The organism is Krasilnikovia sp. MM14-A1004 (assembly GCF_047159485.1).
In the GTDB taxonomy this organism is placed as follows: Bacteria; Actinomycetota; Actinomycetes; order Mycobacteriales; family Micromonosporaceae; genus Actinoplanes.
In genome coordinates, this window is the sequence record NZ_AP038773.1 from 4,573,453 (window position 1) to 4,597,816 (window position 24,364).

Genomic DNA, 24,364 nt, shown 5'->3' on the forward strand with positions numbered 1-24,364 from the left:
GGTGAGCGGTCGCCAGGTAAGGCGCCAGCACCCCGTGGCGGCGCCGCGACCTGTAGCGCGCACACCCTCGCGCTCCGCCGCCGCCCGATGTGACACCGGGGCGGCCCGCTGCCGCTCGGCGAGCGTTCACCAGGGAGTGCACTTGACAGCGGCCGAAACTATAGGGCCGCAAACCGGCACTACGACCCATCGGTCTCGTTCGACCTTGTCGCGGCCACGTCCGCACCACTGCCCATCCGTCCACACGCACCTAACCAACGATCTCGGTAAATGCCATCCAACACCTGTCAATCGTTCAAGCCATGTCCACCGACCTGACAGCCCGACCCACCGCGCCGTCCACCGATCCGCAGAAGCGGCCGAATCTGCGGATCATGGCCACGGTCGCCGTAGTCGCGGTCGCCGCGGCGGCGGTCTACCTGGCGGCGGCACCGATGGGCATCGACCTGGCCGCACAGACCGCGTACGCCGACTTCTGGGTCCGCCACGGCGCAGCCGCCCTGAACTTCGGCTGGTACGGCGGGGTCTCGCCGTTCGGGTACAGCCTGGTCACCCCGGAACTCATGGGCTGGCTGGGCGGCGGCACGACGGGGGCCCGGGCCCTCGGCGCGATCGCCGCCGTCACCGCCACCCTGCTACTCGCCGCGTTGCTGATCCGCACGCACGCGTCCCGGCCACTGCTGGCCGCGCTGCTCGGGGCGGCCGGCGTGTTCGGCAACATCGTCTCGGGGCGGGTCACGTTCACCGCCGGTCTGGTGTTCGCGCTGGCCGCCCTGCTCGCGCTGACCTGGTCACGACCGTGGCCCAGACGCACGGGCGCCGTGATCGGCGGCGTCCTCGCCGCGGCGGCCAGCCCCGTCGTCGGCCTGTTCACCGGCCTGGCAGCCGTCGCCCTGCTGCAGGCCGCAGGTTGGCGGCGGGCCGAGAATCCGGGCTTGCACGGGCGGCGCGTCGACGGGCTACTGCTGGCAACCGCCGCAGCGGTACCGACCCTGGGGATGGCCGCACTGTTCGGCGCGGACGGACCCATGAACACCATCGCCTCCGACACCCTGCGGTCGTGCACCGTGAGCCTGCTGGTGGCGCTGCTGGTACCACGCCCCGCGATCCGAATCGGCGCACTGCTGAGCGCGGCCGGTGTCCTCGCCGCGAGCATCCTCACCACCCCGGTTGGTCTCAACGCCGGGCGGCTGTCGGCGACGTTCGCGCTGGCGATCCTGGCCGGGTACGCGACCCGGCCCGCGTGGCTCCGGGTCCCCTTCCCGGCCGGCGGGGCGCCTCGGACCGCCGCGGCTGCGGTCCTGGTGGGCACGGTCGCCATCTGGCAGCACCCGGTGGCGGTCAGCGACCTGCGCAGTGTCGGCGATCCCACGTCGTCCCCTGCCTACTTCGCGCCGCTGCTGGACGAATTGGCCCGTCATCAGCCGCAGGGTCGCGTCGAAGTGGTGCCCACCGCCCACTACTGGGAAGCCGCCTACGTGCCCGGCACCGCGCCCCTGGCCCGGGGCTGGCTGCGGCAGGCCGACACCGCACGCAACGCGGTCTTCTTCCAGGGCCGGCTCACCGCGTCCAGCTACCTGCGCTGGCTGAAGGACACCGGGGTCTCGCTGGTCGCGCTCGCCGACGCGCCGTCGGCGTCGGTCGCCGGGCAGGAGGCGGCACTCGTCCGGTCCGGGCCGTCCTACCTGCGCACCCTCTGGCACAGCGCACACTGGACCCTGTACGCGGTAGCCGGCGCACCGACGATCGTGACCGGGGCGACCCTGGTGTCGTCGACGGACGGCGCCGTGGTGCTCGACGTGACGTCGCCCGGCAGCGTGTCGCTCCGGGTGCGGTGGTCGCGATGGCTCGCCGTCACGGGTCCCGACGGCTGCCTGGCACCTGCCGCCGAGGGCTGGACTGCGCTGATGGCACGGGCTCCCGGGCGGTACACCGTGACGGGATCGATGGTCGCCGGACCGCGATGCTGACCATTCAGTTCCGTTCCCGACGCCGGAGACCGCTCTTCGACACGACGGCCGCACGAGCGTCGGCCCTTCAGCAGGGCTGACGGGTGGTCGTGCCCGGGAACGCGAAAGTGCCTTCCGAGCTGGAACGATGCGCCCGGGCCCGTCTCGGCGTCGACGGCCGGGTCCCGAAATCGACGCCGGCTCCGCCTTGTGACATATAAAGATCATCTTTATATTGAACGGTATGGCCGAACCGATGCGCGATCCCAGCTTCTGGGTCCTCACCGCCCTAGCGCCCGAGCCGCGGCACGGCTACGGGGTGATCCGGGAGGTGGGCCGACTGTCCGGCGGGCAGGTGACGTTGCAGGCCGGAACTCTGTACGCGGCCCTCGACCGGCTCACCGCGCTCGGCCTCATCGAGGCGGACCGTGAGGAGACGGTGGACGGACGGCCGCGACGTTACTACCGGCTCACCACCGACGGCGCTGCCGCGCTGGACGCCGAGACCGAGCGGCGGCGGGCGGCCGTCGCTGCGGCCACCGCGCAGCTGTCGGCCCGCCGTCGACTCGGGCTGAGCCCGGGCGCGTCGTGAGCGACCGGCTCGCCCGCCGGTACGGCCGCCTGCTCCGTTTCTACCCGCCCGGGCCGCGCCGCGCCGAGATGCTCGGCACCCTGCTGGAGTGCGCGCCGGCCGACCGCGCCCGGCCAACCGTCAAGGACGTCGTGAACCTGACTCGCTTCGGGCTGCGCGCTCGCCTCGGCCGGCCGGCCAGCACCGGCGTGGTCGTCCTGTCCCTTCTGGTCGCGCTCGCCTGCGGACTGCTCGGCGCGGCCACCAGCGCCCGCCTCGGGTGGATGCTGCAGAAGCCGCTGCCCTCGGGCGCGGAGGCGCAACGGCTCACGGCGACCGCCTTTCCCGGGCTGTCGGTGCTGGGCGGCGGCGACGCGCCGCCGTTCGTACCTGCCTTCGGTGCGGACGGCGGTGAGATCTATGGCTACGCCGAGTACTGGGTGCGCAACACCGCGGAGACCCGGGAGGTACCGGCGTACACGAAGGGCGTCCGCGACCGCCTGGCCGGCGCCGGCTGGCAGATCCGCGACGACGTCTCCTCCGACGAGGACCACGACCAGCCGTCGTGGAGCGCTGAATTCTCGGCCACCCGGGGCGGGCTGACCCTGGCCTACGGCGCCTACTACGTGAAGAACCACCCTTGGTATGACTCGGACGGCTCGGCCGGGTTCCGGTTGTCCCGCACGACGCCGCCATGGCCGGCCTGGTTCGCCGTGCCCGGCGCGCTGCTGGCCGCGTGCGTCGGCTGGCTGTTGTTCGGCTGGGCGAGCCGCCGCAGCGAGGGCCACCCGGGGCGGACCCTGGGCGCGGCCGCACTCGCCGGGTCGGCGATGGTGGTGCTCGCGCTGAGTCTGTTCGTCATCTGCGTGTGGTCCGCGCAACCCGATCCGCTGGAGGGCAGCCCGCTGTGGACGACCCTGGATCAACTGTCCCGGGCTCCCACCACGCTGGCGCTCGGTCTGGGCCTGCTCGCACTGGCGACGGCCGTCCTGCCGGCCCGGCCGCGGGTCTTCGCGGCGGCGACGCTCGTGCTGATCACGGTGGGCGCCATGACCGGCTGGCCGGGTTGGGCGCGCCCGGGATGCACCCCGTCCGGGCCGCCAGCCGACCTCCCGGCCGCCGAGGTCGCCTCCAGCCTGCTGGCCCGCGTCTACGTCGCCAAGGACGCCTCCGACGACCAGCGCAACATCGCCCAGGCCGCGATCTGGCACGTGCCGTCCGTACGGACCACCTCCTGGTCCGCCGATGCGACGGACCAGGACTTCCGGGACGCGTACTGCAGCGGCGGCCCCATCACCGGCGCCTCGCGGGCGACACTGCCCCAGTTCTGGCAGGTCGAGCTGAGCAGCCCCGGCGCGTTCGAGGGCCTGGTCGCCGAGGTGGGCAACCTGCCCGGAGTGGCCGCCGTACGGCACGCCGCTTCCTGACACCGACAAGCGGCACACGAAAAGGCGCAAGATAGACCGACGGTGGCGACCAGCTCCAGCAGTGCGTAAACGGAGCCCGGGAAGTCCCTGCTCGGCAGAGCGCCCTGTTGGCCAGCAGAATGCCGTCCCCTGTCGGGCGTATCGGTATCCACGACCCACGCCAGACCCGTCGATCAGCATGGATCAGGCGCGTTCCATCGCCGGATGCCGCCGATTGCGGCACCCGGATCTGGAACCAGCAGATGAGAGTGGATGTCGTGGTCACGGCTCGCGGGGTTATCGCCGGGTGGCGGGAGTCGTCGCCGAATGTTCCGAGCCTGCCTCCAGGGATGACCCGACCCCACGGAGGTTGGTGCGGACCACCACGCTGAGCAGAAACACGCCGCAAACGGCCTGCTCGACACGCAACCACACCGGGAACGCACCCGGCCAGGCGACAACGACGATGATCGCGGTCAGCACCACCGGGGAGATGATGCGCAGCCGGCGAAACGAGCCGCGGTGGCCGGTGGCCGCACGGCGGGCGAGGACCAGGAGAATCGCCGCACTCGCCGCGACCAGTGGCGTTCGGATCCAGACGGCTGTGGTGACGAGCGTCGGGTTGTGGCGCATCAACACCGTGGCAACGATGGTGGCCAGGCTGATCACCAGGAACGCGGACAGCAGCTTGACGACGGTGTTCAGGTGGTCGTTCTTCATGCTGCTCAGCCTGCGTTCGCGCAGTCGGGTACCGCATCGGCGCGCGGACTGACATCGCGCCTCCACCCGTGGGTGGACACGCCTCTATGCCCATGCGCCGATGCTGCCGCAGCGGAGGTCCAATAGGTTCGGTGGGTGCAGACCGAGGAGCCGATGCTGACCCGTCTCCGCGTCGTTCGGTGGATGCAGTTGCTGACACCGCTCATGCTGGCGTGGTTCGTGTGGGCCGCCGCCACTGCCCAGCCCGGCTTCGGGCTGACCGGGAAGCGGCTGATCGTCGTGCTGGCCACCGTCGTGTTCGTGGCCGGGGTGTTCGGCCGCAACGCAAGCGCCGAACCACCGATCCGGCCGCCTCACGCGGTCTTCGTCGCGGCGATGCTGGGCAGCTCGGTGACGCTGGTGGCGGTGCAGCCGAATGGCCCGGGCTCGGTGGCGGTGCTGGTCGCGGTGCTGTGCGCCGCGACCGGGCTGCTGCCCGTACGGGTGGCTGTTCCGGCGTTGATCGTCGCGTTCGTGGTGCTCGAAATGGTGGCTTCGATCACCGGACAGGACTTTGGCTTTCTGGCGGTTCTCGCCGCGTTCGCCGTCCTGTTCGGCGCGCTGTACCTGGCGTTCCGGCTGGCCGAGGCGCAGCGCGAAACCCAACGGCTGCTCGCCGAGCTGGAAGCCGGCCAGGCGGCGCTGACCGAGGCGGCCGGGCTGGCAGAACGCCAGCGACTGGCCCGGGAGATGCACGACGTGCTGGCCCACTCGCTGTCGGGTCTGTTGCTGCAGCTGGCGGCCGCCCGCATGCTGGTCGCCGAGGATCCGGCCGACCCGCGCCTGCGCGTCGCCGTCGACCGCGCCCACCATCTTGCCCGGACCGGTCTGGAGGAGGCTCGTGGGGCCATCGGCATGCTCCGCGACGACGACCTGCCCGGACCGGACCGGCTGGCCACCCTGGCCGAGCGGTTCACCCGCGACCAGGCCGTGCCGTGTGACTTCGCGGTGTCCGGGAAACCGCATCCATTGCAGTCGCAGGCGCGGCTGGCCCTTTACCGGGTGGCACAGGAGGCGCTGACCAACGTGACCAAGCACGCCACGCCGACGCGGGTCTCGCTGCACCTGTCCTACGAGTCGACGGCCACCCGCCTGATCGTCGAGGACTTCGCCGACCGGCCGCCGGTGGTTCCCGGCGAGACGGACGGTTACGGGCTGACCGGGATGCGCGAACGTGCCGAGCTGCTCGGTGGCACCCTCAGCGCGGGCGCGACCGGCCATGGGTTCCGAGTCGAGCTGGCGGTGCCGGCATGATTCGGGTACTCGTCGCCGACGACCAGCGGGTGGTCCGCGAAGGGCTGAGCATGGTGCTCGCTCTGATGAAAGACGTCGAGGTGGTCGGTGCGGTCGCGGACGGTGCCGAGGCGGTCACCCTGGCCCGGGCCGTGCAGCCGGATGTCGTACTCATGGACCTGCGGATGCCGCGGTGCGACGGGGTCGAGGCCACCAGCCGGCTACGCACCGAGGCACCGCAGGTCAAGGTAATCGTGCTGACCACGTACTCGGACGACCGATCGGTGCTGGATGCTATCCGGGCTGGTGCTCGCGGCTACCTGACCAAGGACGCCAGCGGAGAGCAGATCCACGAGGCGCTACGGATGGTCCTCGACGACCACGCGGTCATCGACCCGGCCGTACAGCGGCATTTGATCGACGCCATCGCGGGTGCCCCGGCCGCGCGGGTGGAGCTCCGGAATGGTCTCACGCCACGCGAGACCGAGGTGCTGTCGCTGATGGCGCGGGGCCTGTCCAACGCGGAAATCGCCACTCGCCTGGTAGTCAGCGAGGGCACGGTGAAGAGCCACATCAACCACCTGTTCGCAAAGATCGGCGCCCGCGACCGGGCACAGGCCGTCGTGTACGCCTTCCGGCACGGCCTGGACGAGACATGACCCGTCCCTGCCCGGCGCCGACTCCGACCAGCCGACGTCGACGGCCCTCACAAACTGACCCTTCCGATAGCCAAGGTACGCAAGCTGTACCCGACTCAGCGTTCTGAAAGCGACTCGGTGATCAGCGCGCTCTCGTGCCGCGATCCGCACATCCGCGACACATTCTTACGCCCAAGTAGACGGTGGGGTGTGCCCGCCCCACCGACCGTCCCGCAGCGGCCGTGACTGTCGGCTCTGGAAATGCGGCGGGGCCACGCAGACCGGTCAAGGTCACGTTAGAGGGGGCTGGGGAGGCCCACTTCGGTGTTCGGCTGTCCGAGCCAGGTCGATAGCCAGTCGAAGGCAGGCGCCTCCATCGCCCGCCAGCTCTGGGTGCTGTGCCCACCGCCGTTGATGTACGAGGTTGTCAACGCAAGCGGATTGTGCCCCGCTTTGGCGATCGCGACCGTGGCGTTGAATGCGCCGGTATCGGCGCGGGCGCACGCCAGGTAGAGGGCGGCCGCGGGGACCGGCAGATGTTGCAGCCGCCACAGGATGTTGTAGGTCGTGTGCTCCGACCCGTCGCCCACGTGGATGCCGGGATCCAGGTAGCCCGAGAGACTGGCCGCGGCCGCGTACTGGTTCGGATGGCGCAGCAGCAGCTGGGTGGCGCAGTAGGCCCCGGCCGAGAAGCCGATCAGGCTCCAGGCGCTGTGATCGGAACGTACCTTGAAGTGGCTGCGCGCGTACTCCGGCACGTCCTGGGTCAGGAATGTCTCGGTTTGCGCGGAGCCGACGAGGTTGGTGCACTCGGTGTCCAGCCGTAGCGGCCGGGGCGACTGCTGCGGGAACAGAACGACGGTGGGCGCCATGCGCCCGGCGGCGATCTCCCGGTCGAGGATCTTCGGGGCGTTCAGGGCATGCAGCCACTGGGCGGGCACACCGGGATAACCGTGCAGAGCTTCGATCACCGGGTACCGCAGCGATCCGGCTGGGTCGTATCCGACCGGGAGATAGACCCACATCGGCATGCTCAGCTTGCTGGCCGCCCCGGTGACTGTCACGGTGACGACGCGTCCGCTCCCGCGGACCGTCGAAGTGACCGGACCGGCGGAGATCGGGCCGGTGGCCGGTGCGGCGGACTTGGTGTCCGGCACGGTGTCGTGCTCGGACGTCCAGCTCGGCCAGAAGTCGACCTCATGATTGACCCAGGAGCCCGCGAACGCCACCGAGGTGACCACGCAGGCCAGGACGCTGACACCGCGCAGGACGACGCGGCGCCACCCCTGGGAACGGTTCCAGAAGAGGGCGAGCGCGGCCGCCGCCAGAATCGCGGCGACGACCGTGACCAGCTCAATGCCGGTGCTGTCCGGAGCCATGCCCCTGGTCCTTTCCGGTCGGGGCGGTCGGGGCGCCTGAGGGCCCGGACGATGCGTGCGACCGTGGGTGCCTGACCGGGAGGAATCTGACCGGTGGTGACGACGGTGCCAGGGGTGGCGGAGTCTGGCCGCCGGCCCAGGTTACGGCGGTGGCCAGGGCGACCGGGACGGAGCCCGAGCGGCTGACGAAGGTCGCGATGCCCGCCGGCACCTCTTTGTCGCCCACGCGTCCGCCGACCGTGGCGGCGTTTGCGGTTCGGACGGTCACGTCCGTCGACGTGGTCCTCGCCCGCGCCGGCTTCGACCTGGCCGTAGGCCGCGACGGTGGCTTCCTGCCGCTACGCGAGGATGCCTTCTTGGTCGGAGGTGGAGACGGCTGGCCGCCGTACACGGTCGCCACCGCCGGGTACTGGGCGGCCGCGGCCACCACGGCTTGCCCCACCAGAGGAGCATCGGCGGGCGCGGTGACGACCGCCCACCGGTGGCCGGTGACCCGCAGATCGTGGTCCAGCCGCTCAGGCAGCGCCGTCGTCAGCGTCTGTGCCGTCGTGCCGGGGGTCGTGGTCACATAGACCACCACGTCGCTGCTCGCGTTGGCCGCGACACGCAGCGCGGTGGCGTCCTGGCCGGTCGCCGGCCAGCCGGGTGCGGCGTTAGCGACCACGAGGACCACCGAGTATCGCCACTGCGGGTGGCTTAGATACCCGGCCGGGACGACCAGGGTGGGCGCCGCGGCCAACCGCCAGCCGGTCCAGCCCGCGGGCTTCCAGGGCAAGGCCTGCGGCTGGCCACTGCGGGGGCCTGCCAGGGTGGCCAGCTGCTGATCGAGGCTACCGGCGACGGTGTGATAGACCGGTTCCGTCGATCCGCCGGAGTCGGAGGCGACCAAGGCGTCCCATGTCGGATAGAAGTCCTCCTCGCGGTTGACGACCAAGCCGACCGAAATCAGCAGAAGAGCCTCGATGAGCAGCACACCAGCCATGCGGGGCAGGAACCGTAGCCGCCAGGACCGACCCCATACCCACACGGTGCCAGCCACGACGGCCGCGGTGGCGAGAAAGGCCAGCGCGATCAGCGACAGGCTGGTCAGCGGCATGTTAGACCTACTCCTCTGTCCGCGCCGAGCTACCTCGGTGGCGTCAGGTGCCCGCTGACTCCCGAGGCAGACTCGCGTGAATGCCCGACTGGATTCGAGCCAGCTGTTCTGGGCTCCTCAGCTCTTCGACCGCGGGGCGTGCGGCCGCGACAAGAGTAGCTGCGGCTCGCAAGGTGCCCTTCTTCCGACGGTGATCGCCGTCGATTCATGTCGCGAAGGCTGCCGGAGCTCTCGCCACCTGACGTACACGGCGCTGCATTGGTGGGGCTCCGGGACGATTTTGCGCCCTGCACCGCTGCAGACTGGTGCGAGGATGTCGCAAAGCCGTCATGGCAGCCGCCGACGCGCGGCGTTCGGTCTCGTGTGGACGCCGCTCTACACGCTGATCGCGGTCGCCGGTGCCCGCGTACTCAACCGGACAGCGGCGACGAGCGCCGCACGTACGCGCAGAACCTGGCGCTGAACGCCGTTGTCCTTCGGAGCTCGGGCGATCCTGAACCCGGCCGGGACCCAGATGGCGAGCCGATCGAGCATGGTGCGCGGGAGAAGCTGTCGATCTTAGAAGTGCCGTGCGGGTGGTGGGGAACACCATGTCGGGGTGGCGCACATGGCCGGCCGGGCGGCTGCCAGAAGCCGTGGTCGCGGTGTCTGCCGCCGCGGTGGTAGTGGCTGCCGGGCTGGTGCCGGGCGCGGCGTACCGGGAACTGGCGGTGTTGCAGATGTTGGCGCCCTGGCCCAACCGCCCGGGGTGCTACGCCGCGCCCATCGCAGTCCGCCCCAAGGCCAAGCCGTCGAGGTCACCGTCGACTCCGCCAGCGCGATCAGCCGGACCTCATCACGTGCGGGCGATGCCACTTCGTGGGTGACCCGCCATGCTGCGGTGATGATGCGCGGTGGGGTGGCACTGGTGCTCGCGGTGGTGCTCGCTGGCGGGGCTGTGGCGGGCTGTGGCCGGTTGGCGTCGTCCGCCGGCGGCCCGACGTCGAGCCACGGCCAGGCGGAGCGGTCGATCGTCGCGCTGGGCGATTCGGTGCCGCACGGTACGAACTGTGACTGCACGCCGTATCCGCCGCTCACGGCCGAGGCGGTCAGCGCCGTGTCCGGCTACCCGGTGAGCGCCACCAACGACTCCGTCAGCGGCTACACCAGCAGGGACGTGGTGCATCAGCTCGACGCCGACCGCGCCGTGGTCACGCACCTCGGCGGCGCGGACGCCGTGGAGATCGAGGTCGGTGCGAACGACGTGGCGTACACCGACTCCTGCGGCACCGCCCTGGCCTGCTACACCGCCAAGATTCCGCAGGTCGAACAGAACCTCACGACGATCGTCGGACGGGTGCACGAGCTGACCGGCGGTGCACACGTCCTGATCGTGCTGCTGGACTACTGGAGCGTATGGCTCGGCGGCAGCTATGCGGCGGCCCAGGGCGACGCGTACGTCGCGACAGCCCAGGAGCTGACCGACGCGATCAACACCGCGATCAGATCGGTGGCCACGGCGTCCGGATCCGCCTACGTCGACCTTCGGGCCGCCTTCAAGGGCCCCAGCTACGCCTACGACGAAACACACTACCTCTGCGACGACGGCGACCACCCGAACGCGGCCGGCCACCGGCAGATCGCCCAAGCCACCTCGGAGGTGATCGAGACCGCGCTGCATCTCGGGCCGCCGACTGTGCGTCAGGGATTCCCGGCAACCCCGGCCCGGCAGGCTGGTCGACCTCGTGTTGTATCAACTGAGCTGTGGATGTGAACCTGTGGGTCTGCGGCCGTCGCGGACATCTGACGTACGCGCCGGTTGAGGATGATCTCCGTGCCCGACTGCACGTGGGGACCGCACTGGGCGCGGCGTGGCGTTGCCTGCGCTGCGGCGACTTCGTTCTGGGCGAGCCCCGGCTGGCCGGTCCGGCCGCCGACGCGCCGCTCGTGCCGCGTGGCCGGGCGCTGCGCGACACGATCATCCTGCGGCTGCTTGCCTTCGAGCGCTTCACCAAGGGCGTGCTCGTTCTCGCCGCCGGGTACGGCGTGATCCGGTTCCGCGGCAGCCGGGATGCCATCGAGCGCGCGTTCCACGAGGACGTTCCCCTGCTCAAGCCGTTCACCGACAAGCTCGGCTGGAACCTGGAGAATTCGGCGATCGTGGAGACCATCCGGCACGTCCTCGAGGCCCGGTCGGACACGCTGCTCTGGGTCGCTATCGCCCTGATCGTGTACGCGGTACTGCAGCTCATCGAGGGTACCGGCCTGTGGCTGCTCAAGCGCTGGGGCGAGTACTTCGCGCTGATCGCCACGTCGCTCGGCCTGCCCATCGAGATCTACGAGCTGACCGAGCGGCTCACCTGGTTCCGAATCGCGGCACTTGTGATCAACGTGGCCGCAGTGGCCTACCTGCTAGTGTCCAAGCGACTGTTCGGGCTGCGCGGCGGGCGCGCGGCGTACGAGGCCGAGCGGCACGAGATGAGCCTACTCGAGGTGGAGCACGCGGCCGCGCGGCGATCGGCGGAGCCGATTACAGACCTGGACCGGGTAGCCGGGTAGTTCGCACTGCTCATCGGCCAGCTGACGCCCGTTCGACCGCAGCATTCTGCTCATCCGGTCCAACGCGGTCGGCAACTCATTGCCACGGATTGAGCGCCCCCGGGCGAGTGGGAAGGTGTGGCCGTCCGCCCGACCGGATCCACTCACTACCGTGAAGGCCTATGACAGCGCCGCCGCTCCACCCCGTGGACGTTTTTCTTCTACTTCTCGACGGCGATCGGATTCTGCTCGGGTCGCGGGGGACACCCGCTTCGCGGACGGACAGTGGAACCTGCCGTCGGGAAACTCGAAGAGGGTGAGGACGTGATCAACGCGGTGATCCGCGAGGTCTGGGAGGAGGTCGGCGTCCGGGTGCCGACCGACGACGTTCGTCTGGCTGCCACGGTCCACTCCCGTGCAGCCGGAGGCACACCGTTCTCGGCGAACTGCGTGCGGGCGTTTCTCGCGGGCAAGCCCTTGCTGGTCGCCGGCTGGTCCGACTTCGGGCGGGACCGAGTCACGCCCGGGCCGTCCCTGCATCTTCCCCGCGCCCACGGTGCGAGCAGCCGCATGCTGGCGACCGTTTCGATCATCTCCGCAGGTCAAGCCTCCCTAGCACCGCAGCCTCCGCTCTGGGCGGTGCCGGCGCGGTCACTCCCCCGCCGGGCCAGCCGCGGCCACGCGGGCGGGGCTGGGTGAGCAGTAGCGCACCCGGTAGAGACGGGTCCTTGCCGGTTTCGGCGAGGCCCAATGCCCGCCGGTCTTCGAGCGGACGGTCAGCGCCGGGTGCCGATGAATGTCATCGCCGCAGCCAGGCCGGCCCAGGCCCGCGGATACACCCGGCTGTTCTCCGCGACCGGCCACGGCACGGTGTTCTCCATGCTGCTGCCCGCCGCCATCGAAGCAGCGCAGCAACGACCGCGGACCGAACCCGCCCGGGTGCGCGGCTACCACGGCGACGAGACGATCCTGGTCGTAGACGACGAAGACGGCATCCGCGAGGTCGCCCGCCGCGTTCTGACCAGCCACGGCTATCGGGTGCTCACCGCCGCCGACGGACCCCAAGCCATCCAGATCGCTGCCCGCCACCCGGACCAAATCCACCTGCTGCTCACCGACGTCATGATGCCCACCATGCCCGGCACTGAGGTCGCCGAGCAGATCACCGCCCTGCGGCCCGGCCTACCGGTGCTGTACATGTCCGGATACGCCGGGCCCGTCCTCGCCGCAGCCGGCACCCTCGACCGAACCATCGCACTTCTGGAAAAGCCCTTCACCATCCCCACGCTGCTCAGCAAGGTCCGCGACGTCCTCATCCACCAGCCTGCCGACGCAGCCAGCGGGCACGGTCCGGGCTGAAGGCGGCGGCACGTGGGCGAAGTGCGACAGTCGGAGTTTGGCCTCAACAGCCCTGCAAGACCGGATCTTCGTACCCGCAAACCCGGCGCCGAGGTGATGGGAGCGCTCGTGGCGGTTATTCGGCGCCGCCGAACAGGGTAAGCAGAGCTGGTGGAAAGCGACGTTATTGGCCGGTTCGTGTGCGTCCGGGGCGCTGCCGAGCACAACCTTCGGAACGTCGACGTCGACATTCCCCGCGGTGCCATGGTCGCCGTCACCGGCGTCTCCGGATCGGGCAAGTCCTCGCTGGCCTTCGGCACGCTCTACGCCGAGGCGCGGGCAGCCGGTGCTGCTCGGCCCGCCGTTCATACCGAATGCAGCGGCCGCGCGGCTGCCTCACCCAACCGGGCGAGATGCTCATGGATGAGGCGTACGGCCATGGCACCCTCGCCGACGGCGGACGCGACCCGCTTGATCGATCCGCTGCGGACGTCCCCCACGGCGAGGACGCCGGAACGGCTGGTTTCAAGCAGGCTTGCCGGGGTGGGCGCCGCGCCGGCTCCCACTCGTGCGCCGGTGAGCACGTAGCCGTGATCGTCCAAGGCGACATACTGCGCCAGCCAGCCGGTGCACGGCTGCGCACCGATGAAGATGAATAGCACGCTGGTGGGGATCTCTCGCCGGTCGCCGGTCGCGTTGTCGGTGACCACGATCGTGCGCAGCCGCCCCTCCTCGCCGAGCAGTTCACTCACCTCGGTGTTCCGCAAAACCTCGACGTTCGGCAGTCGCTCGATCTGGTCGACAAGGTATCGGGACATGTCCCGGGCCAAGTCGTCGTGCCGGATCAGCAGCCGTACCGTGCTCGCGTACCCGGTGAGGAAGATCGTCGCTTGCCCGGCGGAGTTTCCGCCGCCGACTACGGACACCGGCTGGCGCGTGCAGAATGTCGCCTCCATGAAGGTTGCGGCGTAATAGATGCTGGTGCCCTCGAACTCTGCGAGGCGACGGACATTGAGCCTGCGATACCGCGCGCCGGTGGCGATCACGACCGTCCGGGTCCGCAGCGGCGCACCGTCGTCGAGGGCCACGACGTGGTGGCCGTCGCTCGCCTCGAGCCGGATCGCCTCGGACGGGATGGTCAAAGTCGCGCCGAACTTCTTCGCCTGGATGACGGCGCGGTCCGCGAGGTCCGCACCGGAGATGCCGGCCGGGAAGCCGAGGTAGTTCTCGATGCGCGACGACGTTCCGGCCTGCCCACCAGGCGCCACCGCGTCAACGACTATGGTGGACAGCCCTTCGGAGGCGCCGTAGACGGCTGCGGCAAGACCGGCCGGTCCGGCGCCCACGACGACGAGGTCGCACGTCGCCTCGCCGGAACCCGGCGCCTTCAGTCCTGCCAATCGAGCCAGCTCGGCATTGGAGGGATTGCGGAGCACCGTATCCCGCCAGATCACCACCGGGGTTTCCTGCGGCGGGACGGAAAGGCGGCGGAGAAGTTCCTCGGCCTCCGGATCCTTCTCCAGATCGATCCAGATGTATGGCACCCGATTGCGGGCGGCGAGTTCGCGCAGCCGCCTGGTGTTCGGATCGAACCGGGAGCCGATGATCTTGATGCCGGCGATGCTTCCCACCAGCAGTTCGCGGCGCGTCAGATAACAGCGCAGGATGAGGTCACCGAGTTCCGGTTCCTGGCGGACCAGGTCGTACAGCACCGGCAGCGCGACCGCGAGCACCTTTCCCGGGGTGGCGGCCACCATCGAGACGAACGACGGCTGGCCGGTGAGCAGGCCCAGTTCGTCGAGGAAGCGGTGAGGCCCGTGCACCCGGACGATCCGGGCGTGCGGAGTGCCGTGTCCTTCGATGACGGCCACGCGGCCCGACAGGACAACAAAGAAATCGCGGTCCCGCTGTCCTTCGGCAACGAGCACGTCGTCGGGCTGAACCGTGCGGGTATCGCCGTGCCGGCGGAGCAGGGTCAGGTACCGGGTGGGCAGTCGCGGATACGCGCCCCCGATGTCCGGTGTTTCGTCGAGGTTCTCAGCAGTCACGTGTCACCCCGTAGCGCGTCGTCGACCCACTCGCGCGCCTCGGTGACCGGCGCCACCGACGGCGTGGAACATGAGCCCTCCCCGTTCACGGTCGTCGTGTGTGGGCCCGCCCTCAACGGCGGCGAACAACGGGTTCGTCGCGCGCAGATGGGTGCGACTGCCTTGGCCAATGGTCGCGTCCTCCACCGGCGGTCGCGGTAGAGCTTCGGCGGGGCCGGCCGTCGCTCGGAGCGGAGCGGGCATCTGCGCCCCTCCATCGCAACAGCCACTCCGGCGGGTGTCGATTGGCAGATTTACCAATCGGTTGGACTTGCGAAGTTTGCGGCCGCTGTCGGGGGGTAGGCCCTTCAGGTGCACCTGTCCGGTCGTGAGGAGGTGCAGGCTGTGACCGAGTCGCTAGCGGTGGCGCTGGAGCTGACCGCAGAGATCAACCGGGTGACCCCGGCCAGCGACGACCTGCCAGAGGACCTGGCTTTCATGTGGGATCTGATGAAGCGGATCGTTCCGTTCGCAGCGGGCTGGATCGGCACGCTCGATGAAGATCAGCGCCGCTACACCACGGTCACATCCGTCGGCCATGATCGGGACAGCCTTGCGTACATGGAATCGGAGGAGCTGACCGAGCTGAGGAAGACGGGCGGCCTGCTGCAGCGACGTCGGCCCATGCGCCTGCGGGACGCACCGCCGCACACGGCCGAGCTGCCGTGCTGGTCCGGACACTGGTGGCCGGCTGGATTCCGCGAAGGCCTCGCCGTCCCGCTCGTCACCCAGGACGGTCGCCACCTGGGCGTGCTCGCCCTACACACTGACACGGCCACCCAGCCGACCGCTGAGGCCCGGGACGTGATCGGCGCGATTGCGCCGGCGATCACCACCGTCCTGGATCCGATGACCTTGTTGGTCGGGCTGGCGCAGCTGGTCCACGGCGCCACCGCCGCCGCCGTCGTCGACCGCCGAGGCACCGTCACCCCGCTGCCCGGGATGGCGACCGATCCCCTGCTCACCAGATGCCCGGACGTCGTCCCCACAGCGGTCGACAGTCTGACCGACCGGGTCCGGCACACCTCGTTCCTCTGCCCGGTCCGAGCGGACGACGGCCGGGAGGGCTACGTCCAGGTCACCGGCCTCGCCTGTCCGCCGAGCACATCGGAGAACCTGGTAGGGCTCGTCCTGATCTCGCCCCCCGGGGACCTCTGCGCGCTGACACACCGGGAGCTAGTCGTCCTCGGCCTGGTGATCGAGGGACGCGCCAATCGAGACATCGCGGCCCGGCTGTTCATCACCGCGCGGACCGCCGCGGCACACCTCGAACACATCCGGGCGAAGCTGCGCGCGCCGACCCGAACCGCCGCTGCGGTGCTGGCGACGCGCCGTGGCCTGTATATCCCGTACCGCCTCATCGATGGCGGAACGGACGGCCGTGAGGTGACGATCAGGGCTGGATGGTGATCCGGTTCTCCACCTCGATTACGCCGGGCGCCCTCGGCATTGGTAACTCTGCCAATCGACGGCGGCCGACCACGGGGGTAGTTCTGAGATGAGACGCCCAGGCGCAGCGGTTGTCGCCGCATTCGCTGCGGCATGCCTGCCGAAAAGGCAGCCTGACGACGTCCGGAAGGAACCGACCATGGTGGAGATGCTGTCCCGGTACTGGTGGGCGGTCGTATTGCGCGGCATCGCCGCAATCCTGTTCGGAGTGGTGACGCTGGTGTGGCCGGGGCCGACGGTGTTCGCACTGGTGTTGTTGTTCGGAGCGTATGCGCTTGTCGACGGCGTGTTCACGCTGGCCTCGGTGCTCGGTCGCAACCACGACGGCGTCCGAACCGGCAGCCGGAGCTGGCTGATCGTGCAAGGCATCGCCGCTGTCCTCATGGGCATCCTGACATTCGTGTGGCCGGGTGTTACCACGCTTGTGCTGCTGTGGCTGATCGCAGCCTGGGCACTGATCACCGGCGTGCTGCAGGTCGTCGCGGCGGTGCTGTTGCGCCGCGAGATGCGGCACGAGTGGCTGCTCGCGCTCAGTGGCATGCTGTCGGTTGCGTTCGGCATCCTGCTCATCGTCTGGCCGGCGGCCGGGGCGCTGGCCATCCTGACACTGATCGGTGCGTACGCGATCCTGTTCGGTATCGCCCTGGCGGTGTTGGGCGTGCGGCTGCACCGGAACCGCCCCGATGCACGGGCCGCGACCGGCACCGGGAACCGGCCGGCCACGGCATGAGGTGAGAATCCATGACCACAGTCATCGACCCGCACGTCGTCATGATCAAAGCGGTGGTGCCGCAGACCCCCGAGGGCTGCGGAGAGTGCCTGCGCCTGGGCACGCCGTGGGTCCACCTGCGGTTGTGCCTCACCTGCGGGCACGTCGGCTGCTGCGACTCGTCACCGATGAAGCACGCGCGGCAGCACGCCCACACCCAAGCCCATCCGATCGTCCAAACGTTGGAGCCCGGCGAGGAATGGCGATGGTGCTACGTAGACGAGGCGTTCGTCTGACCGAGTAGGGAAGGCACGCAGCGGGCGATTGGCGGGTTTAGGTGGTTTGCTTCGGCCACCCGTGGCGGGCGTCGGCGAGGACGGCTCCTCGCCCTGACCGGCGCCGTCGCCGGGATCACCGTGGTCAACGTGCTTGCTGACCGCCGTGCAGGCCACTCGGGCGAAGGGCATCGGCTCCGCGTCGGCGGTGCGGAGCGCACGCAGAGGAGGTTCCATGGAGTTGACAGCAGCGACAACCGTTCGCAAACCGGCGTCGGAGGTGTACGGGTTCTGGCGCGATGTGGAGAACCTGCCGACGTTCATGGCGCATCTCGAGCAGGTCCGCACCACCGGTGACCGGACCAGTCGTTGGACCGCCGACGCCCCGTTCGGCAAGGACGTCGGGTGGGACGCGGAGATCATCGAGGAGGTGCCCGGTGAGAAGATCGCGTGGCGTTCGACCGGCCACGCCGACGTGCCGAACGCCGGCACGGTGCGGTTCGTGCCGGCCCCGGACGGTGTGAGCACCGAGGTGCATGTCGTGCTGGTGTACGACATTCCGGGCGGCACGATCGGCAAGGCGGTCGCCAAGTACTTCGGCGAGGAACCGCACCAGCAGCTCGACGACGATCTGCGCCGGCTCAAGCAGGTGCTGGAGACCGGTGAGGTGGTCCGCTCCGACGGCGCCCCGTGGGGCAAGCGGGCCCGCAAGGAGTTCCCGCAGCGTCCGGCGCAGCCGCTGTCGGACGCCGAGTTCGCGAAGGGAGCCGAGCAGTGAGGGCGAACACCTGGGCGGGGCGCAACAAGGTCGAGGTCCGTGACGTGCCGGATCCGAGGATCCTCAACAAGCGCGATGCCATCGTACGGATCACCTCCACCGCGATCTGCGGCTCGGATCTGCACCTGGTGGACGGGTATGTGCCCACGATGCAGGACGGCGACGTCATGGGTCACGAGTTCATGGGTGAGGTGATCGAGGTCGGCCCGGGCGTCGACTCCGGTCGTTTGCGCGTTGGGGAGCGGGTGGTCGTGCCGTTCCCGATCGCCTGCGGCGGGTGTGCCGCCTGCGCCGCCGAGCTGTACTCCTGCTGCGAGAACTCCAACCCCAACGCGGGGATCGCGGAGAAGATGTTCGGGCACCCGGTCGCGGGGATCTTCGGCTATTCGCATCTGACCGGCGGTTTCGCGGGCGGTCAGGCCCAGTACGCGCGGGTGCCCTTCGCCGACGTCGGTCCGTTGAGGATCGAGTCCGAGCTGACCGACGAGCAGGTGCTGTTTCTGTCCGACATCCTGCCCACCGGCTACATGGGTGCCGAGATGTGCGACATCCAGCCGTCCGACGTGGTGGCGGTGTGGGGCGCCGGCCCGGTCGGCCAGTTCGCCATGGACAGTGCCCGGGTGCTGGGCGCCGCGCAGGTCATCGCCATCGACAAGGAGCCGTACCGGCTGCAGATGGCGGAACAGGCGGGCCACACGCCGGTGAACTTCGAGGAAGTCGACGTGCGCTCGCAGCTGCTGGAACTCACGGGTGGACGCGGCCCTGACAAGTGCATCGATGCGGTCGGCATGGAGGCCACCCACGGCAGCGCGCACATCCACGCGTACGACCGGATCAAGCAGGCCGTCCGATCGGAGACCGAACGCCCGCACGCGCTGCGCCAGGCAATCATGGCGTGTCGCAGCGGCGGTGTGGTCTCGGTCATCGGCGTGTACGGCGGCTTCCTTGACAAGTTCCCGGCGGGCGCCTGGATGAACCGGTCGCTGACCCTGCGCACCGGCCAGTGCCACGTCCAGCGCTACATGAAGCCGCTACTGCAACGCATCGAACGCGGAGAGATCGACCCCACCCGCATCATCACCCACACCCTGCCGCTCGACGAGGCCCCGCACGGCTACGACATCTTCAAGAACAAGCAGGACAACTGCGAGAAGATCGTCCTCAAACCCTGACGACCACCCGCATCCGGCCACCGCGGTAAGCACGGTGGCCCGATGCGGCATCCATCAGCGCCGGTATGCGGCACCCGACCGGCGGGGCCGCCCGCGTCGACGCCGTGGTCGAGGAGGCCGGTGGGGAAATGGGCGCCGACTTATCCGGGCCGGACGGTTGAGTCCGGCCGGCCACTGGAGGACGCCGAGCCGTTGCAGAATCGGTAGAATTGATACGAAACAAGCCGCCGCGAAATGGGAGCCCGAGGTGCTCGACCTGCCGCCGCACGCAGCCGAGGTCGCCGCGGAGGTGACCGCGCTGGCGGACCTGCCCGCGAGCCTCAAGGAGCGCGCGGAGGCGATCCTGGACCATCTGCGCCGGGTGATTCCGTTCCAGGCTGCCCGCATCGCATTGCTTGATCCTGAGCTGCGTCAGCACGACCTGTTGGCCTGCCACGGGTACAACGACCGCATCCGCGCCTACATGACCACCCGGGAGGACTACGACGAAATCGAGTCCCTAGGCCTGCACGGGACTACGCCGCTGCATGTCCAGGATTTGCCGGTACCCTCGGAGGAGATCCGCAGCTGGATGGAACTGTTCCGGCCGGCCGGATTCCGGGAAGGTCTCGGTATCGGTCTGGTCACCCGTGACGGCCACCAGGTCGGCCTACTGGGACTCAACACCGACAGCCCCGCGTACCCGAGTCCGGCCGCATGCCAGCTGGTGCAACTGCTGGCCCCCACCATCGCGTACGCGGTGGATCCGCTCCGCTCGCTCACGGTGCTGGCTCGGATCGTCCGGGGGATGACCGCGGCGACGGTGCTCACCATGTCCGGCGGGTCGCTGCCCCTTCCCGGGCTGCCTACGCATCCGCTACTTGAGGCGGACTCGGCCGTCCTCTCGGCGGCGGTCGCGCACCTCGGCGGGACACCGGAATATGCCACGTTCCTGGCACCGTACGAACGGCCGCCAGCCGAAGCCGGACATGTCCGGATCACTCTGTTGGGGTGCGAGGGTCCGCCGCCACGTCATCTGCGAGCCGTGGTCGCTGTGGGCGCACCGGGTAACCTGTGCGGGCTGACCGGAACCGAACTGGAGATCCTGGGTGCGCTCGTCGACGGTGCGCCCACGGCGTCCATCGCCGTTGCCCGGGGCATCCCCGTGGAGACAGTGGAAAGGCACCTCGAACGCGTCCGGATCAAGCTCGCCGTTCCGGACCGGATCACGGCCAGCCTCCGCGCCGTGCGGGAGGGCCTCTATGTCCCGACCGAATTGGCCGCCGTCACCCGATCGTAGCCGCCCGACCGGATCCAGTTCCGACACTCCAAGACGTCCGTCGCCGTCGGTCGTACCTGCCGGGGCGTACTCGGTGACCATGTCGGCTCTTTCCTGAACTCGTACGGACGGGCCGACTGTCGAAGTGAGACAGATGAGTTCGGCTCACCCGCACGGCGGTAAACCCAGGTTTCAGTACCGCCTCGCGGCCCGGGATTGGCAACGATGCCAATCGACGTAGGCGCCCGGGAGCGGTACTCCTGGGGTACCCGGTCCACCGAGCCGGCGACATTCGGGGACGGACCGCGGCGCACCACCTGACGCCCGCCCCGTCCGACGACAGGAGCCCGATCATGGTCGAGGTCGTGCCCACCCCCCACAGCGCGACCCGGGTACGCCGTGTATGGCTACGCATGTTCCTCACTGGGCTCGCCCTCTGGGTGGCCACCGTTGTGATCATCTTCGTGACCGGCAACGCCAACCTGGTCCCGACCGTAGTCCTGCTCGGCAGTTTCCTGGTGCCGGTGACCTTCGTCGGGTGGGCCTACGAACGCCGCGAGACCGGAGAGATAACCACCGAGCTGATCTTCTCGACGTTCGTCACCGGCGGCGTCCTCGGCGTCCTCGGCGCGGCTGTGCTCGAGTCGTTCCTGTTGCACCCGTCGCCGTGGCTGTTCTTTGGCGTCGGGCTCATCGAGGAGGCGGTCAAGCTCGGCGCGCTGGTGGTGCTGACCCGCCACCTGCGCACCAGGACACTCCGGGACGGGATGATCCTGGGCGCCACCGTCGGCTTCGGGTTCGCCGCCTTCGAGTCCGCGGGCTACGCCTTCACCGCGCTCTTCTCGGTCGACGGGTTGTCGCTGGTGCAGCTGGTGCAGACGGAACTGTTGCGCGGCCTGCTGGCGCCGGTGGGGCACGGCCTGTGGACCGCGATCCTGGGCGGTGTGTTGTTCTCCGCGTCCCGGCGGGGGCACTTCAGGATCACCGCGAAGGTGGTTCTCGCGTACCTGGGCGTGTCGATCCTGCACGGTCTATGGGATTCGATGCACAGCATCGCCCTCTACCTGACCCTGGTATTGACCGAGGGCGAGCAGTTCGTGGCGACGCCGCACGGGTGGCTCGTCGAGCCGAGCAGCGAACAGGTCAACATCTTCACGGCCATGGAGTGGGGCGGCCTCGCACTCGTCTCGATCATCGGCATCGCCTGGCTGCTTGTCCTGTGGCGCAGGACGCCGCGACCGGTTCGCATCACATGGGCGGCAGCCCGATCGCCGGTCGTACCAGCCATGGCCCCTGAACCGGCTGATCTGAGGGAGGCGAGTCGATGACCGATGTGGCAGCCATGCTCAACGCCTATCCGGGCGAACGGCCACAGATGGATGAGGACACGCTGGTCATCTGCATTCAGGAGGCTCTCAACTGCGCCCAGGCGTGCATTGCCTGTGCGGACGCCTGCTCGGCGGAGCCCTCAGCGGCTCACCTTGCCCGGTGTGCCGGCGCCGCGCTCAACTGTGCCGACATCGCTACCGCGGTGGTACGCGTGTTGTCAAGATCTACATCGTACAACCGGGACGTGACCGTCACGGCTCTGCGGGCCCTCGACGAGGCCTGCCGCGCGTGTTACGGGCAATGCCGAGAGCACGCCCTGGAAATCGAATCCTGTCGGATCGGCGGCGACGCGTGCCGTCGTTGCGCTCAAGCGTGCCAGCGCCTTCTTTCACGGATGGACGCGGTCGGCTCCTGATTGGCAGTCCTGCCAATGGACATCGGGTATCGGCACTGTTGCGATCGAACTGGGTGCAAACGACGGTACTGCCGCCGACAGAAGTGTGGAGGACGACGCCATGGCACGGGCAGTGGGAATTGACCTCGGCACCACCAACTCGGTGATCGCGGCGGTGGAGGGCGGTCACCCCACCGTGATCCCGAACGCGGAGGGAGCGCGGACCACGCCTTCGGTGGTGGCCTTCACCGAACAGGGCGAGCGACTGGTCGGCCAGCTCGCCCGCCGCCAAGCCATCCTCAACCCGAAAGGCACCATCTACTCGGCGAAGCGCTTCATCGGACGCCGCTTCGACGAAGTGTCCAGCGAGCTGACCGCGGTGACGTTCGACGTCGTGGCAGGCCCGGACAACGCTGTGCGGTTCAAGGTGCGCGACAGGCAGTACGCGCCCGAAGAGGTCTCCGCGCTGGTGCTGCGCAAGCTGGTCGAGGACGCCTCGAAGTTCCTGGGCGAGCGCGTCACGGAGGCGGTCATCACCGTACCGGCCTACTTCAACGACGCCCAGCGGCAGGCGACCAAGGACGCCGGACGCATCGCCGGCCTCGAGGTGCTGCGGATCATCAACGAGCCCACGGCGGCGGCGCTGGCCTACGGCCTGGACAAGCGCGAGCACGAGACGGTGCTGGTTTTCGACCTGGGTGGCGGCACCTTCGATGTCAGCCTGCTCGACGTCGGCGACGGCGTGGTGGAGGTGCGCTCCACCGCGGGCGACACCCACCTCGGCGGCGACGACTTCGACCGGCGCATCGTGGACCACCTGGCCGAGGAGTTCCAGCGCAGTGACGGCATCGATCTGCGCCGCGATCCGCAGGCCCTCCAGCGGCTCTTCGAGGCCGCCGAGCATGCCAAGGTTGAGCTGTCCTCGGTCACCCAGACCACGATCAACCTGCCATTCGTCACCGCGGACGCCAACGGCCCCAAGCACCTCAACGTGACTCTCAACCGGGCGACCTTCGAGCAGCTCACCGCGGATCTCGTCGACCGCTGCCTCGGCCCGGTCGAGCGGGCCATGGCCGACGCGAAGGTCACCGCCAACGACATCGACGAGGTCATCCTCGTCGGCGGGTCGACCCGCATCCCGGCCGTGCAGAAGCTGGTCCAGCGGCTCACCGGGGGCAAGGACCCGAACATGACGGTCAACCCGGACGAGGTCGTCGCGCTCGGTGCCGCGCTGCAGGCCGCGATCATCAAGGGTGAGGTCAAGGACGTCCTGCTGCTCGACGTCACTCCGCTGTCGCTCGGCATCGAGACCATGGGCGGCGTGATGACCAAGATCATCGAGCGGAACACCACCATCCCGGCACGCCGTACCGAGACGTTCAGCACCGCGGCCGACGACCAGCCCGCCGTCGATGTCGTGGTGCTGCAGGGGGAGCGGGAGCGCGCTGCGGACAACCGGGTGCTCGGGCGGTTCCGGCTGGAGAACATCCGGCCCGCTCCGCGCGGCGAGCCGCAGATCGAGGTCACGTTCGACATCGACGCGAACGGCATTCTCAACGTCTCGGCGAGGGACAAGGACACCGGCGCCGAACAGCGCATCACGATCAGCCAGAGCTCGAACCTGGACACTTCCGAGATCGAACGGATGGTCCAGGACGCCGAGCGCCACCGCGATGAGGACGCCCGAATCCGGGAGGTCATCGACGCCCGCAACTCGCTGGACTCGGCCGCACATCAGGTGGAGCGGCGGCTGGCCGAGCTGGGCGACGCGGTGCCGGTCCACGAGAAGGGCCGCGCCGAGATGCTGATCGGTGACGCGCGGCAGGCGATAAAGGACGAGGCACCGCTGGATCGGCTGCGGTCCCTGACCGCCGAGCTTCAGCAGGTCTACCAGAGCCTCGGCCTGGGCGGCGGTAGCGACGGTGCCGGCCCAGCTTCGTCGCAGAGCGGTCCGAACGGTCAGGGCAGCCGGAGCAGCCAGGACGACGACGTCATCGATGCCGAGTTCACGGCCGGGTGACCTGGCG

General features: G+C 69.4%; 22 protein-coding genes. 18 read left to right on the forward strand and 4 right to left on the reverse strand.

Going from position 1 to position 24,364, the window contains the following annotated elements; genetic code table 11:
• The first annotated feature begins 302 nt into the window (after window positions 1-302).
• From ACMCNN_RS19550 to ACMCNN_RS19560, 3 genes are all read left to right on the forward strand, one after another.
• A complete protein-coding gene (locus tag ACMCNN_RS19550; protein WP_412741960.1) occupies window positions 303-1,970 on the forward strand; it encodes a hypothetical protein in 1,668 nt (555 codons plus the stop codon).
• 223 nt (window positions 1,971-2,193) lie between these two features.
• Window positions 2,194-2,541, forward strand: a complete 348-nt coding sequence (locus ACMCNN_RS19555) for a PadR family transcriptional regulator (RefSeq protein WP_412741961.1) — start codon at window positions 2,194-2,196, stop codon at window positions 2,539-2,541.
• A complete protein-coding gene (locus ACMCNN_RS19560) occupies window positions 2,538-3,947 on the forward strand; it encodes a hypothetical protein (RefSeq protein ID WP_412741962.1) in 1,410 nt (469 codons plus the stop codon). Before ACMCNN_RS19555 ends, ACMCNN_RS19560 begins: the two co-directional genes overlap by 4 nt.
• 276 nt (window positions 3,948-4,223) lie before the next feature.
• Here the strand turns inward: ACMCNN_RS19560 and ACMCNN_RS19565 are convergent, their stop codons facing one another.
• The gene (locus tag ACMCNN_RS19565) at window positions 4,224-4,646 is read right to left on the reverse strand and encodes a hypothetical protein (protein ID WP_412741963.1); all 423 of its coding nucleotides are present in this window, start codon (window positions 4,644-4,646) and stop codon (window positions 4,224-4,226) included.
• A gap of 135 nt (window positions 4,647-4,781) precedes the next feature.
• Here ACMCNN_RS19565 and ACMCNN_RS19570 point away from each other — a divergent pair, with 135 nt between their 5' ends.
• Both ACMCNN_RS19570 and ACMCNN_RS19575 read left to right on the forward strand, forming a co-directional pair.
• Window positions 4,782-5,939 carry a sensor histidine kinase gene (locus ACMCNN_RS19570; protein ID WP_412741964.1) on the forward strand — a complete coding sequence of 386 codons (1,158 nt, stop codon included), beginning with the start codon at window positions 4,782-4,784 and terminating at the stop codon, window positions 5,937-5,939.
• Window positions 5,936-6,577 (forward strand): response regulator, encoded by a 642-nt coding sequence (locus ACMCNN_RS19575; protein WP_412741965.1) that lies wholly within the window; start codon window positions 5,936-5,938, stop codon window positions 6,575-6,577. Before ACMCNN_RS19570 ends, ACMCNN_RS19575 begins: the two co-directional genes overlap by 4 nt.
• Before the next feature lie 275 nt (window positions 6,578-6,852).
• Here ACMCNN_RS19575 and ACMCNN_RS19580 read toward each other — a convergent pair whose 3' ends face one another.
• Window positions 6,853-7,935 (reverse strand): alpha/beta hydrolase, encoded by a 1,083-nt coding sequence (locus tag ACMCNN_RS19580; RefSeq protein WP_412741966.1) that lies wholly within the window; start codon window positions 7,933-7,935, stop codon window positions 6,853-6,855.
• Window positions 7,910-9,031, reverse strand: coding sequence for a hypothetical protein (locus ACMCNN_RS19585; protein WP_412741967.1), 1,122 nt, complete (start codon window positions 9,029-9,031; stop codon window positions 7,910-7,912). The genes ACMCNN_RS19580 and ACMCNN_RS19585 overlap by 26 nt, the downstream gene beginning before the upstream one ends.
• A gap of 862 nt (window positions 9,032-9,893) precedes the next feature.
• On the opposite strand from ACMCNN_RS19585, the gene ACMCNN_RS19590 reads away from it, so the two are divergent.
• From ACMCNN_RS19590 to ACMCNN_RS19605, 4 genes are all read left to right on the forward strand, one after another.
• Window positions 9,894-10,784, forward strand: coding sequence for an SGNH/GDSL hydrolase family protein (locus tag ACMCNN_RS19590; RefSeq protein ID WP_412741968.1), 891 nt, complete (start codon window positions 9,894-9,896; stop codon window positions 10,782-10,784).
• 74 nt (window positions 10,785-10,858) lie between these two features.
• Window positions 10,859-11,569: a DUF2127 domain-containing protein gene (locus ACMCNN_RS19595; protein ID WP_412741969.1), complete on the forward strand. Its 711-nt coding sequence runs from the start codon at window positions 10,859-10,861 to the stop codon at window positions 11,567-11,569.
• Window positions 11,570-11,833: 264 nt separating this feature from the next.
• Window positions 11,834-12,247: an NUDIX domain-containing protein gene (locus ACMCNN_RS19600; protein ID WP_412741970.1), complete on the forward strand. Its 414-nt coding sequence runs from the start codon at window positions 11,834-11,836 to the stop codon at window positions 12,245-12,247.
• A 93-nt stretch (window positions 12,248-12,340) separates the two neighbouring features.
• The gene (locus ACMCNN_RS19605) at window positions 12,341-12,907 is read left to right on the forward strand and encodes a response regulator (RefSeq protein WP_412741971.1); all 567 of its coding nucleotides are present in this window, start codon (window positions 12,341-12,343) and stop codon (window positions 12,905-12,907) included.
• Between the two features lie 344 nt (window positions 12,908-13,251).
• Here ACMCNN_RS19605 and ACMCNN_RS19610 read toward each other — a convergent pair whose 3' ends face one another.
• Complete coding sequence (locus ACMCNN_RS19610) at window positions 13,252-14,934, reverse strand: FAD-dependent oxidoreductase (protein ID WP_412741972.1); 1,683 nt, start codon at window positions 14,932-14,934, stop codon at window positions 13,252-13,254.
• A gap of 351 nt (window positions 14,935-15,285) precedes the next feature.
• Between ACMCNN_RS19610 and ACMCNN_RS19615 the strand changes: the two genes are divergently transcribed.
• From ACMCNN_RS19615 to dnaK, 9 genes are all read left to right on the forward strand, one after another.
• Window positions 15,286-16,383 carry a LuxR C-terminal-related transcriptional regulator gene (locus ACMCNN_RS19615; protein WP_412741973.1) on the forward strand — a complete coding sequence of 366 codons (1,098 nt, stop codon included), beginning with the start codon at window positions 15,286-15,288 and terminating at the stop codon, window positions 16,381-16,383.
• Window positions 16,384-16,561: 178 nt separating this feature from the next.
• Window positions 16,562-17,152, forward strand: coding sequence for an HdeD family acid-resistance protein (locus ACMCNN_RS19620; protein ID WP_412741974.1), 591 nt, complete (start codon window positions 16,562-16,564; stop codon window positions 17,150-17,152).
• A gap of 11 nt (window positions 17,153-17,163) precedes the next feature.
• On the forward strand, window positions 17,164-17,427 hold the full coding sequence (locus ACMCNN_RS19625) for a UBP-type zinc finger domain-containing protein (protein ID WP_412741975.1): 264 nt from the start codon (window positions 17,164-17,166) through the stop codon (window positions 17,425-17,427).
• Between the two features lie 214 nt (window positions 17,428-17,641).
• Window positions 17,642-18,184 (forward strand): SRPBCC family protein, encoded by a 543-nt coding sequence (locus tag ACMCNN_RS19630; RefSeq protein ID WP_412741976.1) that lies wholly within the window; start codon window positions 17,642-17,644, stop codon window positions 18,182-18,184.
• Window positions 18,181-19,356, forward strand: coding sequence for a zinc-dependent alcohol dehydrogenase (locus tag ACMCNN_RS19635; protein ID WP_412741977.1), 1,176 nt, complete (start codon window positions 18,181-18,183; stop codon window positions 19,354-19,356). Before ACMCNN_RS19630 ends, ACMCNN_RS19635 begins: the two co-directional genes overlap by 4 nt.
• 247 nt (window positions 19,357-19,603) lie before the next feature.
• On the forward strand, window positions 19,604-20,635 hold the full coding sequence (locus tag ACMCNN_RS19640; RefSeq protein WP_412741978.1) for a helix-turn-helix domain-containing protein: 1,032 nt from the start codon (window positions 19,604-19,606) through the stop codon (window positions 20,633-20,635).
• 332 nt (window positions 20,636-20,967) lie between these two features.
• Window positions 20,968-21,942 carry a PrsW family intramembrane metalloprotease gene (locus ACMCNN_RS19645; RefSeq protein ID WP_412741979.1) on the forward strand — a complete coding sequence of 325 codons (975 nt, stop codon included), beginning with the start codon at window positions 20,968-20,970 and terminating at the stop codon, window positions 21,940-21,942.
• On the forward strand, window positions 21,939-22,358 hold the full coding sequence (locus tag ACMCNN_RS19650; RefSeq protein WP_412741980.1) for a four-helix bundle copper-binding protein: 420 nt from the start codon (window positions 21,939-21,941) through the stop codon (window positions 22,356-22,358). The genes ACMCNN_RS19645 and ACMCNN_RS19650 overlap by 4 nt, the downstream gene beginning before the upstream one ends.
• Window positions 22,359-22,458: 100 nt before the next feature.
• Entirely contained in the window at window positions 22,459-24,357 is a 1,899-nt protein-coding gene (gene dnaK, locus ACMCNN_RS19655) for a molecular chaperone DnaK (RefSeq protein WP_412741981.1), read from the forward strand.
• Window positions 24,358-24,364 lie beyond the last annotated feature (7 nt).